14 protein-coding genes are annotated in these 14,156 nt (G+C 64.4%); 9 read left to right on the top strand and 5 right to left on the bottom strand.

Annotation, left to right across the window (positions count from 1 at the left end):
* From KNN17_RS17690 to holA, 4 genes are all read left to right on the top strand, one after another.
* Window positions 1–193: HNH endonuclease (locus KNN17_RS17690; RefSeq protein WP_372489695.1), on the top strand; the 193-nt coding region annotated here is incomplete at its 5' end.
* Between the two features lie 118 nt (window positions 194–311).
* On the top strand, window positions 312–1,214 hold the full coding sequence (locus tag KNN17_RS17685) for a helix-hairpin-helix domain-containing protein (RefSeq protein WP_241710237.1): 903 nt from the start codon (window positions 312–314) through the stop codon (window positions 1,212–1,214).
* 124 nt (window positions 1,215–1,338) lie between these two features.
* Entirely contained in the window at window positions 1,339–3,051 is a 1,713-nt protein-coding gene (locus KNN17_RS17680) for a ComEC/Rec2 family competence protein (protein WP_241710236.1), read from the top strand.
* Window positions 2,970–3,986, top strand: a complete 1,017-nt coding sequence (gene holA, locus KNN17_RS17675; RefSeq protein WP_241710235.1) for a DNA polymerase III subunit delta — start codon at window positions 2,970–2,972, stop codon at window positions 3,984–3,986. The genes KNN17_RS17680 and holA overlap by 82 nt, the downstream gene beginning before the upstream one ends.
* 135 nt (window positions 3,987–4,121) lie before the next feature.
* Here holA and rpsT read toward each other — a convergent pair whose 3' ends face one another.
* Both rpsT and KNN17_RS17665 read right to left on the bottom strand, forming a co-directional pair.
* Entirely contained in the window at window positions 4,122–4,382 is a 261-nt protein-coding gene (gene rpsT / locus KNN17_RS17670) for a 30S ribosomal protein S20 (protein WP_028267110.1), read from the bottom strand.
* A gap of 171 nt (window positions 4,383–4,553) precedes the next feature.
* On the bottom strand, window positions 4,554–5,123 hold the full coding sequence (locus tag KNN17_RS17665; protein WP_241710234.1) for a type II toxin-antitoxin system PemK/MazF family toxin: 570 nt from the start codon (window positions 5,121–5,123) through the stop codon (window positions 4,554–4,556).
* Between the two features lie 148 nt (window positions 5,124–5,271).
* Here KNN17_RS17665 and lepA point away from each other — a divergent pair, with 148 nt between their 5' ends.
* Window positions 5,272–7,125, top strand: a complete 1,854-nt coding sequence (gene lepA / locus KNN17_RS17660) for a translation elongation factor 4 (protein WP_241710233.1) — start codon at window positions 5,272–5,274, stop codon at window positions 7,123–7,125.
* A 78-nt stretch (window positions 7,126–7,203) separates the two neighbouring features.
* Window positions 7,204–8,433: a radical SAM family heme chaperone HemW gene (gene hemW, locus KNN17_RS17655; protein ID WP_241710232.1), complete on the top strand. Its 1,230-nt coding sequence runs from the start codon at window positions 7,204–7,206 to the stop codon at window positions 8,431–8,433.
* Window positions 8,434–8,487: 54 nt separating this feature from the next.
* Here hemW and KNN17_RS17650 read toward each other — a convergent pair whose 3' ends face one another.
* Together KNN17_RS17650 and KNN17_RS17645 are read right to left on the bottom strand one after the other, a co-directional pair.
* Complete coding sequence (locus KNN17_RS17650) at window positions 8,488–8,901, bottom strand: DUF4870 domain-containing protein (protein ID WP_241710231.1); 414 nt, start codon at window positions 8,899–8,901, stop codon at window positions 8,488–8,490.
* Window positions 8,902–9,004: 103 nt separating this feature from the next.
* The gene (locus KNN17_RS17645; protein ID WP_241710230.1) at window positions 9,005–9,862 is read right to left on the bottom strand and encodes a DUF3097 domain-containing protein; all 858 of its coding nucleotides are present in this window, start codon (window positions 9,860–9,862) and stop codon (window positions 9,005–9,007) included.
* Between the two features lie 187 nt (window positions 9,863–10,049).
* Here KNN17_RS17645 and hrcA point away from each other — a divergent pair, with 187 nt between their 5' ends.
* The 3 genes from hrcA to KNN17_RS17630 all read left to right on the top strand — a co-directional run bounded on the left by hrcA (window position 10,050) and on the right by KNN17_RS17630 (window position 13,039).
* Window positions 10,050–11,063 (top strand): heat-inducible transcriptional repressor HrcA, encoded by a 1,014-nt coding sequence (gene hrcA, locus KNN17_RS17640; protein WP_078105116.1) that lies wholly within the window; start codon window positions 10,050–10,052, stop codon window positions 11,061–11,063.
* 66 nt (window positions 11,064–11,129) lie between these two features.
* Window positions 11,130–12,260 carry a molecular chaperone DnaJ gene (dnaJ, locus tag KNN17_RS17635; protein WP_241710229.1) on the top strand — a complete coding sequence of 377 codons (1,131 nt, stop codon included), beginning with the start codon at window positions 11,130–11,132 and terminating at the stop codon, window positions 12,258–12,260.
* 2 nt (window positions 12,261–12,262) lie between these two features.
* Window positions 12,263–13,039 (top strand): 16S rRNA (uracil(1498)-N(3))-methyltransferase, encoded by a 777-nt coding sequence (locus KNN17_RS17630; RefSeq protein ID WP_078105118.1) that lies wholly within the window; start codon window positions 12,263–12,265, stop codon window positions 13,037–13,039.
* A 13-nt stretch (window positions 13,040–13,052) separates the two neighbouring features.
* On the opposite strand, the gene KNN17_RS17625 is transcribed toward KNN17_RS17630, so the two are convergent.
* The gene (locus tag KNN17_RS17625) at window positions 13,053–13,940 is read right to left on the bottom strand and encodes a GerMN domain-containing protein (protein ID WP_241710228.1); all 888 of its coding nucleotides are present in this window, start codon (window positions 13,938–13,940) and stop codon (window positions 13,053–13,055) included.
* Between the last annotated feature and the right edge of the window lie 216 nt (window positions 13,941–14,156).

Here is a 14,156-nt window from a genome sequence, read left to right as displayed (position 1 = left end):
TCACATCGAGTACTGGTCCCGGGGCGGAGTCACGAGCACCGCGAACGGGACCTTGCTCTGCGGCCATCACCACCATCTGATCCACAAGGAAGACTGGCACATCCAGCTCCGCAACGGCATCCCCTGGTTCATCCCGCCACCCCACACCGACCCGCAGCGGAAACCCCGAAGAAACCACTACTTCCAAATATGAGACCGGGCTAGGCGGTGTCCCGCGGCCACTGGTCCTCCACAGGCATCCTGCGGTGGCCGTATCCACATAGGGGCATTCCCTGCTGCTGCGGCGGATGCGGGCGCCTAGGCTCGTGGATATGCCACGCAGGAACCGAGCCTCGCCCGCGGATGATGCTGCGAGTGCCGCCCGGCTCCGGTTCGCTGTTCGTCTTGCACCACCGACCGACCACGACGCCGACGCGCAGCCGGCCCACGTCAACGAAACAGAGCCTCTGCTTCCTGTGCCGGCCTCGATGACGGCTGGCTCGGGCAAGGCCGACGCGGACCAGAAGTCAGGCACCGAAGACCCGTCCTCGGAGGCACGTTCTCCATCACAGCTTCGGTGGCGAACGCCATGGCGCGTAGCAATGTTGCTGGCTGTGCCTTGTTTGCTGCTGGTGGTGTGGTTCCTCTGGCAGTCCTGGTCCGGGCACCCGACCACTGAGCCCGTCGTCCGAAGTTCACTTGCGGGAGGAACTCCGAAAGCGGGCACAGAAAGTAAAGGCGACGATGGCAACGGGGCTTCGGAACACGACGATGGAGCACAGCTGCTTACAGTCCACGTTGCGGGTGCGGTCAAGAATCCCGGGATTGTCAGAGTACCCACGGGAGCGCGGGTGTTCGACGCGATCGCTGCCGCAGGTGGTGCGGATCCTGCAGCCGAGCTGAACAGCCTCAACCTTGCGGCGGTGGTGCAGGACGCCGCGAAGATCCACGTTCCGCGGACGGGGGAGGCGGCTCCGTCGCAGATTGCCGGGCCAGTTGGCTCAGCTCCAACTAGCGGGAGCATCGGGGCCGGGTCTGTCGGCGGCAAAGTCAATCTCAACACCGCAACTGCTGAGGAACTCGACGCCTTGCCGAAGGTCGGTCCTGTCCTCGCCAAGCGGATCGTCGAATGGCGCGAGCAGCACGGCCCGTTCGCTGCTGTAGAGGATCTCGATGCAGTGGATGGTGTCGGTCCCAAGATGATGGAATCCCTGCTGCCTTTGGTGACGGTCTAGGGTGAGCCGAGTGAAGGTGAGCCCGGGCCGTGTAGACCTTCGGCTGGCCCCGTCGGCCTTTCTCGCGTGGGCTGTTTCCCTAGCAGCCGCCTATCTACCTTCGCTGTGGACAGGAGTCATGTGCGTGGCTTTGCTCTCCGCCGCGGGTGTTCTTCTCGCCACCCGGTCCATGGCCGCCCGAAGCTTGAGGACGTTTCCCGCCACTCTGGCGGTCGCGTGCCTGTTCGGGGCGGCCGTGGCCGCCCACGCAGCAATGGATGCCGGACCGCGCCAAGAAGGTCCGGTTGCCGAGGCTGCGGCGTCGCGCGACTCGGTTGTCATTCATGCGGTGATAGTGGGTGAGCCGCGCGAGCTAGGCACCGATTCACGCGGATCGGCACGGTGGGCCGTGCCAGCCGAAATCATTGATATTGCGGCCGACGGCATGCTGACCCGCGCCCGCACGAAGATTCTGCTGACAGGAGGGGAAGGCTGGGACCGGGTGGTCACGGGACAGGAGGTGCGAACCGCCGGAAAGCTAAAGCCTGCAAAGGCGGGACAAGTCGAGACCGGTGTTCTTACCGCCGCCACCCCACCCATGCGGCCGGACCCGCGGCACAAGGACACACGGCACAGTCCGGACGCACACAACAGGCCGGAAGCACTTGCCAACATTCCCCAAGGTCCCGCTCAATTGAAAAAGCAATTCAGTTCCGCCGCTGAGTGGTTGCACGGCGACGCAGCCGGACTGCTACCCGGAATGGTCACGGGCGACACCACAGGCTTGGACGAAAGCCTGGAAACGGCCATGAAGACCACCGGGACCACGCACCTCACGGCGGTCAGCGGCGCAAACTGCAGCCTCATCCTCGGCGGTCTGGTGCTACTGGCAAGGAGCTTTCGGCTTGCCAGGGGAATGGCGTCTACCGTGGCCCTGGGTGGCTTGGCGGCCTTCGTCGTGATGGTGGGGCCGGACGCGAGCGTCCTGAGGGCGGCCGTCATGGGTGCGATCGGCCTCAGCGCGCTCAGTGCCGGCAGGCGGGGCCGGAGCCTGGGCTTTCTCTTCCTGGCCATGACCGGCCTGCTCATCCTGGATCCCTCACTTGGCACGAGCATAGGATTCCTCTTGTCGGTCCTCGCCACCCTGGGGATTGTCCTGTTGGCACGGCCCATCGCGTCCTGGGCTCCGGCCTGGGTGCCTTCCTGGCTCACGTCCGCCGTTGCCGTTCCCTTGGCCGCACAGCTTCTATGCAGCCCGGTGATCGTGGCCTTGCAACCGCAGTTCTCCAGCTACTCATTACTGACGAATATCGCAGTTGCCCCGTTTGTCGCACCGGTGACGATCCTGGGAACAATCGCGGTTCCCCTCGTTCCGCTGCTTCCTTGGCTTGCAATAGTTCCAATAGCCGTTGCCGGGGCCAGCGCGGGAATCGTGGCGGCAATCGCGAGGTTCTTCGCCGGGCTCCCAGGAGCGGCTTTGCCGTGGCCGGAAGGTCCCATTGGAATCGCCACCATGACTCTCTGGTCGCTTGTCGCCATCCTGCTGGTGTGGCTAGCCCTGCATCCAACGTGGGCGGGGTCCGCCGTACTGTCGTTGCACCGCCGCTTAGTGTTCGCAATAGCCGCGGGGGAGTCTGCTGTCCGCCGCCGGACCGGGAGCCGTCCCGGGGCCCGCCGCCGCACGGGAAGGCAGGCCGCAAGTTTGAAGATCACCACCCAGGACGCTCAACGTGGGAGACTGGGATTCTGCAAAAACCCTTCTGGAAGGAAGCGACATTGGCTGCTGCCCAGGTCTCCAAGGCTAAACGCTCCGCGGCGAACACCGTCAGCTGGCGGGACATTGCCCCGTCCGCGGTAGTGCTTATCACCGGCCCCGAGGAATACCTTGGAATCCGTGCCATGGATCGGATCCGATCCCAGGTGCGGACCGTGGCACCGGAAGTGGAAATCAGCAAGCTCAATGCCGGAAGCTACGAGTCCGGTTCGCTCGCAATGGCCGTCACGCCGTCGCTGTTCGATGAGGCCAAACTCATCGAGATCGAAGGCCTCGAATCAATGACCGATGCCTTCCTTGCCGATGCCATGAAGTACGTCGCCCAACCGGAGAACGACGTCGTGTTGGTCCTTCGCCACGGCGGCGGGGTGCGTGGCAAAAAGCTCCTGGACGCCATCAAGTCTTCCGGGTGGCCGGTGGTGGACTGCCAGCCCTTGAAAAAGGACGCCGAGAAAACCGCGTTCGTCGTCTCGGAATTCAAGGCAGGCGGCCGCCGCATCGACGCGGAAGCCGTCCAGGCCCTTGTCAATGCAGTAGGTGCCAGCCTTTCCGAGCTCGCCGCCGCATGCAACCAGCTCATCGCGGACGCTACTACAGCGGTAGACGCAGCCACAGTGGAGCGCTACTACGGTGGCCGCGTCGAAGCCACGGCATTCAAGGTTGCGGATGCAGCCATGGCCGGCAATGGTCCTCAGGCCCTGTCCAGCCTCCGGCATGCCCTCGCCACCGGGGTCGACCCGGTGCCACTGGTTGCCGCCCTCGCCGCGAAGCTCCGCACTCTGGCCAAGGTTGCCGGTGCCCAGGGATCGTCGGCACAGATCGCCAAGCAGCTCGGCATCCAGCCATGGCTCGTGGAACAGGCGCAACGGGATGTCCGCCGTTGGACTCCGGAAGGACTGATCCGTTCCATCCAGGTCACGGCTGAAGCGGATGCCCAGGTGAAGGGCCTCTCGCGGGATCCCGTATACGCGGTGGAGCACGCGGTCACCGTCATTGCCACCTCGGCTCGGGGCCGCTAAGCCACCCAAGACACCCAAGTTGTCAGGCGCTACGTATACTTCCGGATTCTCAATGGAACCACCAATCTTAAATACCCGAGGCCGGCACCCAAGGGGTGCCGGCCTCACGTTCAGCTCAGTCGAACTGGATAAACCTTAGAGTGCGTTGACCTTTTTGGAGATCGCCGACTTGCGGTTTGCAGCGTTGTTCTTGTGAATAACGCCCTTGCTGACAGCCTTGTCCAGCTTACGGCTAGCAGCAACAAGAGCCTTTGCAGCGGCATCCTTGTCCGTGGACTCAACGGCGGTGGCAACGGCGCGGATGGCCGTCTTCAGCTCAGACTTGACGGCGTTGTTACGCAGGCGAGCCTTCTCGTTGGTGAGGATGCGCTTCTTCTGGGACTTGATATTAGCCACGTGTGTGAACTCTCTTTTTAATGCGGAAAATGGTCTAGAGGGTTTTCAGGTTGGCCATCGACTGAGCGGCGTGGGGATGCCTATGGCAGCCAACCATGAGTGGCCGTCGACCTGCACGGACACACAGCCATAAATATTATCAGACTCGGCGCATTTCCGGGGATTTGGTCTCTAGGCCCGGTCGTGTTGCCTATCGAGCCGACGGGCCACCTGCTGAAAGGTGCGTTTGTCGAGGACGGCACCCTCGCGCCGGACGTCCGCCGGATTGATGCGCACCACCCGGTCCACCTTGACCTCGCTGGGCCTCCCCTGGGGGTCCCAGGAGCCGGTGCCGATGTCGACGTAACCATCTGAGCGGCGGCCGTTGTCGTGGTCTTTGCTGGTCAGCATCAGCCCGAGCAGCCACCCGCCGTCGCGCCCGATCAAAAGGACCGGCCGGTCCTTGCCTTGGGAATAGTCCTCTTCATAGGGGACCCAGGACCACACGATCTCGCCAGGGTCGGGCTTGCCGTCGGGGTTGGGGGAGTATCGCGGGGACACGGTGCCGCGGAAGTCGCCAGGGTAGGGGCGGGAGAGTTGCCCGACGCCGGTGCCTGCGCGCCCGGTCCGGCCCGCCTTCGCAGCGTTCCCGGCGTTCGGGGATCGGCGACGCGGCGTGCCGGCCGGGGCCCCGACGATCCGTCGAAGGTAGCCCAGGGAGCCTTTGAGGAGCCTGCCAAGCAAATGTGTGTCCGATGCCATGGCTCCACCGTACTTTCCCTTACCGCCACAGTGCACAAGCGGCGTCGTGTTCATGGGAGACTATTAGTTCAGATATGCGGCATTCGGCCGGAATGGTCCAGACCAGTCCGGAGTCCGGCCGTGTGAGTATCGACAGTAAGGACCCTGCGTGTCTCCCATGGCCCGCACCGCACCGGTGCCCGCCGCGACAGATCCGGCCATCATCCGGAACTTCTGCATCATCGCCCACATCGACCACGGTAAATCCACCCTGGCCGACCGCATGTTGCAGTACACCGGCGTCGTTAAGTCCCGCGACATGAAGGCCCAGTATCTGGACCGCATGGATATCGAACGCGAACGTGGCATCACCATCAAGTCCCAGGCTGTCCGCATGCCCTGGGAACTTGACGGCACCAGCTACGCGCTGAACATGATCGATACTCCCGGCCACGTTGACTTCACCTATGAGGTTTCCCGTTCCCTGGCGGCATGCGAAGGCGCTGTCCTTTTGGTGGACGCCGCTCAAGGCATCGAGGCCCAGACCCTGGCCAACCTCTACCTGGCGATGGAGAACAACCTCACCATCATTCCGGTGCTCAACAAGATCGACCTCCCGGCCGCCCAGCCCGAAAAGTATGCGGCTGAACTCGCCAACCTGATCGGCGGCGACCCGGAGGACGTGCTGCGCGTATCAGGCAAGACGGGTGTCGGCGTTGAGGCCCTCCTGGACAAGATCGTCCGCGATCTTCCAGCCCCTGTCGGCGATCCAGACGCACCGGCCCGCGCCATGATCTTCGACTCCGTGTATGACACATACCGCGGCGTGGTCACGTACGTCCGCGTCGTGGACGGCATGCTGCACCCGCGCGAGCGAATCCAGATGATGTCAACCCGCGCCACTCACGAGCTCCTGGAGATCGGTGTCAGCTCTCCGGAACCCACCCCCTCCAAGGGTCTGGGAGTCGGCGAAGTAGGCTACTTGATCACCGGCGTGAAGGACGTCCGCCAGTCGAAGGTCGGCGACACGGTGACCAACCTCGCCAAGCCCGCTTCGGAATCCCTCGCGGGCTACGCCGATGCCAAGCCCATGGTCTTCTCCGGCTTGTACCCCTTGGACGGCACGGACTATCCCGTGCTCAGGGATGCCCTCGAGAAGCTGATGCTCAACGACGCAGCGCTGGTGTATGAACCGGAGACGTCTGCCGCCCTGGGCTTCGGTTTCCGCGTGGGCTTCCTAGGCCTGCTGCACCTGGAAATCACCCGTGAGCGCCTTGAGCGCGAGTACAACCTCGACCTCATCTCCACTGCTCCCAACGTTGAATATGAGGTCACGCTGGAGGACAAGCGGGTCCTGCACGTCACCAACCCGAGCGAATACCCCACCGGCAAGATCGCCGAAGTCCGCGAACCGATGGTGTCGGCCACCATCCTGGCGCCCAATGAGTTTGTGGGCGCCATCATGGAACTGTGCCAGAGCCGCCGCGGCGTTATGGGCGGCATGGACTACCTCTCCGAGGATCGCGTGGAAATCCGGTACCGCTTGCCGCTGGCCGAGATCGTCTTCGACTTCTTCGACATCCTCAAGTCCAAGACCCGGGGCTACGGTTCGCTGGACTGGAAGGCCGACGGCGAGCAGGTCGCCGACCTGGTCAAGGTGGACATCATGCTCCAGGGCGAGCAGGTTGACGCTTTCAGCGCCATCACCCACCGCGACAAGGCTTACGCCTACGGCGTCATGATGACGGGCAAGTTGCGCGAGCTCATTCCCCGCCAGCAGTTCGAGGTGCCCATCCAGGCAGCCATCGGCTCGCGAATCATCGCCCGTGAGAGCATCCGCGCCATCCGCAAGGACGTCCTTGCCAAGTGCTACGGCGGTGACATCACCCGTAAGCGCAAACTTCTGGAAAAGCAGAAGGAAGGCAAGAAGCGCATGAAGATGGTGGGCCGGGTGGAAGTTCCACAGGAAGCTTTCATCGCAGCCCTGACCACCGACGAATCCAAGGACAAGGCCAGGAAGTAATGCGGCTGTTCGCCCGGAACACTGCGGGACCGGCGCACGCTGTAGCGGTGCGTACAGGACAGCCACGAGGGGAAGTCTGTGCCTAGCGTTCTTCCCCTCGGGGATCCGGCACCTGCGGACGGCCTTTTGCCGCCGCAAGTGCTTGACGGCGTCGATTCACGGAAGTTTGGACTCTACGTCCACATACCCTTCTGTGCCGTGCGTTGCGGTTACTGCGATTTCAACACCTACACGGCCACGGAGCTTGGCGGCGGCGCCTCCCAGGACGCCTACGCTGCTACTGCCATTTCGGAAGTGGAGTTCGCCGTCCGGGCCATGGACGGCTCCGGGTTGCCGCAGCGCCCCCTGAGCACCGTGTTCTTCGGCGGCGGCACCCCGACCCTGCTCCCTGCTGAAGATCTGGCACGCATCCTGACGGCCGCCGTCGGGCGCTGGGGCCTGGAAGCGGGAGCCGAAGTCACCACTGAAGCCAACCCGGACTCCGTGACGCCGGAGTCCCTCCGGCTGCTCGCCGACGCCGGCTTTACGCGGATTTCCTTCGGCATGCAGTCGGCGGTACCTCATGTGCTCAAAGTCCTGGACCGCACGCACACACCGAGCCGCGTCCCCTTGGTGGTCCAGTGGGCGCGCGACGCCGGCCTTGCCGTGAGCCTCGACCTTATCTACGGCACTCCCGGTGAGTCCATGGCTGATTGGCAGGCGTCCCTGGAGACCGCCTTGTCCTACGCCCCGGACCACATCAGCGCCTATGCGCTGATTGTGGAAGAAGGCACCAAGCTGGCCGCACAGATCCGGCGCGGAGAAGTTCCCGGGATCGACGACGACGACCACGCCGCCAAGTACGAACTCGCCGACCAGCTGATCAGCGCCGCAGGGCTGGACTGGTACGAGGTCAGCAACTGGTCCCGCACTCCCGAACAGGCGTGCAAACACAACCTTGCCTACTGGCGGGGAGACGATTGGTGGGGCATCGGGCCCGGTGCGCATTCCCACATGGGCGGCGTCCGCTGGTGGAACGTCAAGCACCCCACCGCCTATGCCAACAGGCTTGGTAGCGGGGCCTCACCGGCCGCTGGACGCGAAACGCTCGACGCCGGAACCCGGGAAGTGGAACGCATCATGCTGGAGGCGCGGCTCGGCACCGGGCTTCAAGTCGACGCGCTCGACAAAGTGGGCCGTCACGCCGTCGCAGGCCTCATTGCCGACGGCCTGGTTGAACCCGCAGCGGCCTTCCAAGGACGGCTGGTCCTGACCCTCAAGGGCCGGCTGCTCGCAGATGCCGTGGTCCGCCGGATCCTTCCGGACTAGCGTCCGGCGCGGACGGCGGGCGCGCGAACCGTCATAGGCACCCGCGAAGAACGGCTACTTGATCCAGCGCAGGTTGAAGCGGTAGCGGTGCGGCTGTCCGTGGTTGACGCGGATTCCGGCGGACACCGAGAAGCAGGTCACCGCGACCCAGATTCCCGTGGCAAGGACCGCGAACAGGTTTCCCACCACCGGGAGCAAGACGAGAATGTTGGCGAGCACCGCGGCAATCGTCGGCGGCAAAGTGAAGTTGAGGGCTTCCTTTGATTCCTGGGCCGTGAACGGACCACGTTCGCGGAAGATCAGGTAGATCAGAAGCGAAGGCACGCAGCCAAGGATCCCGCCGAAGTGCGCCAAGGTTGCCCACTGCCGGTCTTCCGAGGCGGTCAAGGGCAGCGCGTTGGCAGGAACGCCGTGGTACTGGGACTGGCCCGAGGTGCCGTCCCGATCGTCAGGAGCGTTGTCTGCCACAGTTTCTTCCTTCGAGTAGCTATAGGTGCGGTGTTGCTGTCCCAGAATACTTGCTCGGCACGGGATCGGACGACCACGTCCGGGCCCGGAGGCATCCAAACCATCATGCGACGGTCAGGAAATCGATCACTTCCTCCACGCGTCCCAACAAAGACGCCTCCAGGTCGGCGTAGCTATGGACGGCGCCCAGAAGCCTCTGCCAACCCAGTCCCACGTCTTCGGCCGTCTCGTGCGGCCAACCGAACGACCTGAGGATGCCGGTCTTCCAATCCGTGCCGCGCGCTACGGTCGGCCATTGTTCGATCCCCAGCACCTTGGGCCGGATTGCCTGCCAGACGTCCACATACGGGTGACCGACGATCAGGACGTTTCCTTTGGCGCCCGGCAACGTCATGGCGTCGGCAGCGATGCGCGACTCCTTCGAATCCGGCACCAGGTGATCAACCAGGATTCCGAGCCGGCGGCCAGGGCCGGGGGAGAAGGCGGCGATGGCCGCCTTGAGATCGTCCACGCCGTGCAAGGGCTCGACGACGATGCCCTCCACCCGCAGATCGTCTCCCCAGACCTTTTCCACAAGTTCGGCGTCGTGCTTGCCTTCCACCCAGATCCGGCTTGCCTTGGCGACCTGCGCCCGCTGGCCGGCCACCCGGACGGAACCCGACGCCGTCCTGCCCGGTTGGGATGCGCCCTTTGCGGCCGCCCCGCGCGGCACCGGCGGGAGGAGCTTCACCGCTTGCCCCTCCAGCAGGAATCCGAAACCAAGCCGGAACGATTTCGCTTTTCCCCGCCGGTCCTCAAGCACCACGATGTGCATGCCTCCGGACTTCTCCACCCTGGTCACGGCCCCGACCCAACCGGACTGCACGTCCTCGAGCACCATTCCGCGTTCAGCGGGCACTTCAGGCAGTTGCCGCTTGGCCGGCGAGGAGAGGTCTTGCGGGCCCCAATTGTCGTAAGACACGGTCTTCACACCACTTTGCGCTAAGGGATCGGTCACGGTCCTTGGAATTCCGCAGGACCGCGCGGGCATCATGTTCGCCGCGAGCGGTACCAATGCTAACAACGAGGTGGCTCATACTAGACTTGTTAGCACTTGGGCATGTTGAGTGCTAACTGTAGAAGTACCGGTTGTTGAATGGAGGTGGGCAGTGAGCGAACCACGCAAGCTTGAAGTGCTACGCGCCATCGTGGAGGACTACGTTCACTCCCGCGAGCCTGTCGGCTCCAAAGCCTTGGTCGAACGGCACCATCTGGGAGTGTCGAGCGCCACCATCCGCAATGACATGGCCCTCTTGGAAGAGGAAGGCCTCATTGCGGCACCGCACACTAGTGCAGGCCGCATCCCCACGGACAAGGGCTACCGCCTGTTCGTGGACCGCATTTCCGAGGTCAAGCCGCTGTCGGCTGCCGAGCGCCGGGCCATCCACTCGTTGCTTGAGGGCCCCGACGACGTCGAGGACATCCTGGAGCGCACGGTCCGGCTCCTGTCCCAACTGACCAACCAGGTCGCCGTCGTCCAGTATCCGCACCTGAGCCGCGCACGCGTCCGGCACATCGAGTTTGTCCTTTTGGCACCGCGCCAGGTCCTGGTAGTGCTGATCGCGGATTCGGGCAAAGTGGAACAAGGCGTTGTGCACGCAGCGGCGGACACTGCCGACGAAGAGCTCATGACGTTGCGCGCGCGATTCCTTGGAAGCATTGCCGGCTCACAGCTCGACCTCATGCCCCAAGTCCTGCCCTCGGTGGTGGCCTTGTGCCCGCCGGCGCTCCGGAACCTTGCAGGCGCCCTTGCCCACGGTCTCCAAAGGCTCGCCGACCGGAGCCGCGATGAACGCATGGTCATGGCCGGCACGGCCAACCTGGCCCGCTCCAACGTGGACTTCCCCCTGAGCATCGGCCCTGTCCTCGAAGCGCTCGAGGAGCAGGTGGTCATGTTGCGGCTGCTGTCGGACATGGCGGAAGACCCCCGGGGAGTCACGGTGAGCATCGGCCGCGAAAACCCCTATGACGGCCTCTCCGAGGCTTCGGTGGTTGCCACGGGCTACGGTCCGGGCAGCAGCGCCAAGATCGGCATTCTTGGACCCACCCGCATGGACTACCCCAACACCATGGCGGCCGTCCGGGCCGTCGCACGCTACCTTTCCCGCATTCTGGGCGGTTGACGGCTTCGGCTGGAACCGCCCCGCAAGAAACGCAGTGTACCCGTAATAAAGGAAGAGATACCGACTTTGAGCAGTCACTATGACGTTCTGGGCGTCTCGTCGGAAGCAACCGGCGAGGAGATCAAGAAGGCCTACCGCAAGCTTGCACGTAAGCTCCACCCCGATGTGAACCCCGGGGCCGGCGCTGCGGAGGAATTCAAAGCCGTGACCCACGCTTACGAGGTCCTCTCCGACCCCCAGAAGCGCCGCGTCTACGACGCCACAGGCAACGAGAACGGGACGGACAACGGTTTCGGCGGCGGCTACGCAGGCCAGGGATTCGCGTTCCAGGACATCTTCGACACCTTCTTCGGCGGAGGAGGTGGCGGCATGCAGGGGCCCGCATCACGCATGCGTCGCGGGCAGGACGCCCTCATCAGCGTGCGCATCGACTTGCGCGAGGCTGTCTTCGGCGTCAACAAGAAGCTTGAGGTGGACACTGCTGTCATCTGCCCCACGTGCGAGGGCTCATGCTGCCGCGCGGGCACCCACCCGGAGCGCTGCGACATCTGCGGCGGCTCGGGCCAGGTCCAGCGGGCCGTGCGCTCGATCCTCGGCCAGGTCATGACCGCGGCACCGTGTGGATCGTGCGAAGGTTTCGGCTCGATCATCAAGGATCCTTGCAATGAATGCAACGGCCAGGGCCGCATCCGCAGCCGCCGTTCGCTGACCGTCAAGGTGCCGGGCGGCGTCGCCACCGGAACCCGCATCCAGCTGTCGTCGCAAGGCGAAGCAGGTCCTGCGGGCGGGCCTCCCGGCGACCTCTACGTGGAGATCCGGGTAAACAGCGATTCCACCTACCTTCGTGAAGGCGACGACCTTCATGCAACGCTCAGTGTTCCCATGACCGCCGCGGCATTGGGCACGGAACTGCAGCTTGAGACCTTCGACGGCCCCCAGGAGATCGACGTCAAGTCCGGCACCCAGTCCGGCGAAGTCATCACCCTTCGCGGGCTGGGCGTCACCCACCTGCGCGGCTACGGCAGGGGAGACCTCAAGGTGCACCTGCATGTGGAGACGCCCGGCAAGCTAGACGCCGCCCAGGAAGACCTGCTCCGCCAACTGGCCAAATTGCGCGGAGAGCAGTTCACCGAGGGCAAGCTCGTGGCCAGCGGCGGTATGTTCGCGAAGCTGCGGGACAAGCTCGGTAACCTGTAGCGGTGAGCAACCCCGTATTCTTCACCGCTGCCGGAACCTTGGACGGACTCGGCACCGGTGACACTTTCGTGCTCGACGGCGCCGAAGCCAGGCACGCTGTCACGGTCAAGCGCCTGGAAATCGGCGAAGCGGTCGACATCGCCGACGGTGCGGGTAAGCGGCTCACGGGCACCGTGGCCGGATCCGGGCAGGGTACCTTGACCGTCCTTGCCTCCGCCGTCCAGGAGGAAGGCCGCCCGGCCGTGCGGCTTGTGCTGGTCCAGGCGCTGGCGAAGGGCGACCGTGACGAGCTTGCCGTCGAGACGGCAACGGAACTCGGTATTGACGCCGTCGTGCCTTGGCAGGCCGAGCGTTCGATCGTCCGCTGGAAGGGCGACCGGGCTGCCAAAGCCCACGCGAAGTGGCAATCCGTCGCCACCGCGGCCGCCAAGCAAGCGCGGCGCGCGTGGATTCCCGAGGTGCGTGCCGCCGTCGACGGCTCCGGGCTGGCTGCGGCGGTAGCCGCGGCTGACCTGGCGATCATCCTTCACGAGGACGCGAAACGTCCCTTGCGCGACGTCCTGGAGAATTGGCGCGGCGGGATTTCCGGCGAGGACACCGACGCGGGGCGGGAAGTCCTGCTCATCGTCGGCCCGGAGGGCGGCATTTCACCGCGCGAAGTGACCAAGCTTAGCGACGTCGGCGCCGTCACCGCGCTCTTGGGCCACCACGTGCTTCGCTCGTCGACGGCGGGTCCTGCCGCCGTCGTACTGGCCAGCGACATTCTAGGGCGCTGGTAGGAAGACCCCTCGATCAGCGGACGTTGAAGGAGCGGGTATCCGTCGCGACGTCGGCGTCGTTGGGACCGACCAAGGAGACCCGCAATTCATAGCGGCCGGCTCCGAGCCCCACGGTGAGGCTGAAGACGCCACCCTGTCCCGGTACGGTCGAAGCGGTGGTCTGCCCGGCCAAGTAGGACGATTTGTCGCCGTTTGAGTTCTCCCGAAGGATTTGCCAGTGCAGTTTCTTCGAGGGGTCCGTGCTCCGACCATTGAACTTGACCGGACCGGCAGGCAAGGTCAGGTCCTCCTGCGGGTCGATGATCCACACGGGTGCCACCACGGTGGCGTCGCGGACCATGGGGTCGCCCAGCTTGACCTGCCCGAACGCCATATAGTCTGTGTGCCCGTCCACCAGGATGGCCACTTTGATCTGCTGTCCGGCATCAATGAGGCCTGAGCTCGCTGCCGCGGCAGTGGCGGTATAGACGAGTTGCTGGATCGCCCGCTGCGCCATCCCGCCGTCGAGATTGGAATTGAACGCGTCACGGGAAACATCCACCGTGACAACGTTCTTACCGGAAATCGTGGTCGCCAGGCTGCTCGGATTCTGCCACGGCGTGAAGTAGTCGTGATCCAACGGCTTCTGGGACATCATGATCCGCAGGGCTGTGGTGATGGGGTTCTCGTTGCCCGGGTTGTCACGGAATTCGCGGTACAGGAAGGTGTCAGTGTCGCTGCGGCCGATCCAATACACAGGGATCTTGTTCGAGGCCTGCGTCGTTTCGAGCGGAGCATTGCTGTCGGGGGCCGCCTGCAGGGCGACTGTCGGAGTGGGGATCGGCGTCGTGGAACCCTGTCCCGTGCGATCTGCGATGCAACCCGACAGGAACATGGCAGCCGTCAAGGCGGTCACAAGCATGGCGGAACGTTTCCGGATGCGAGTGCCGTGTGGAGTGACGGCTGGCCTGGTGATGGTGGATTCCTGCTCGTGTTCTGCCGCTGTGGTGCGGGGGAGTCGTGCGCCCGGTTTCGGGCACAGGGGCATTTTTGCCCATGAATCAGCTTGTCATAGTCCCGCGGGCGCCGGTTGGCGTTTCGATACTCCGGCGGCGAACTGCAATCCGATTGATACGAG

The organism is Arthrobacter bambusae (assembly GCF_022606295.1).
In the GTDB taxonomy this organism is placed as follows: Bacteria; Actinomycetota; Actinomycetes; order Actinomycetales; family Micrococcaceae; genus Arthrobacter; species Arthrobacter bambusae_A.
This window is presented reverse-complemented; position numbering and strand designations above follow the sequence as displayed.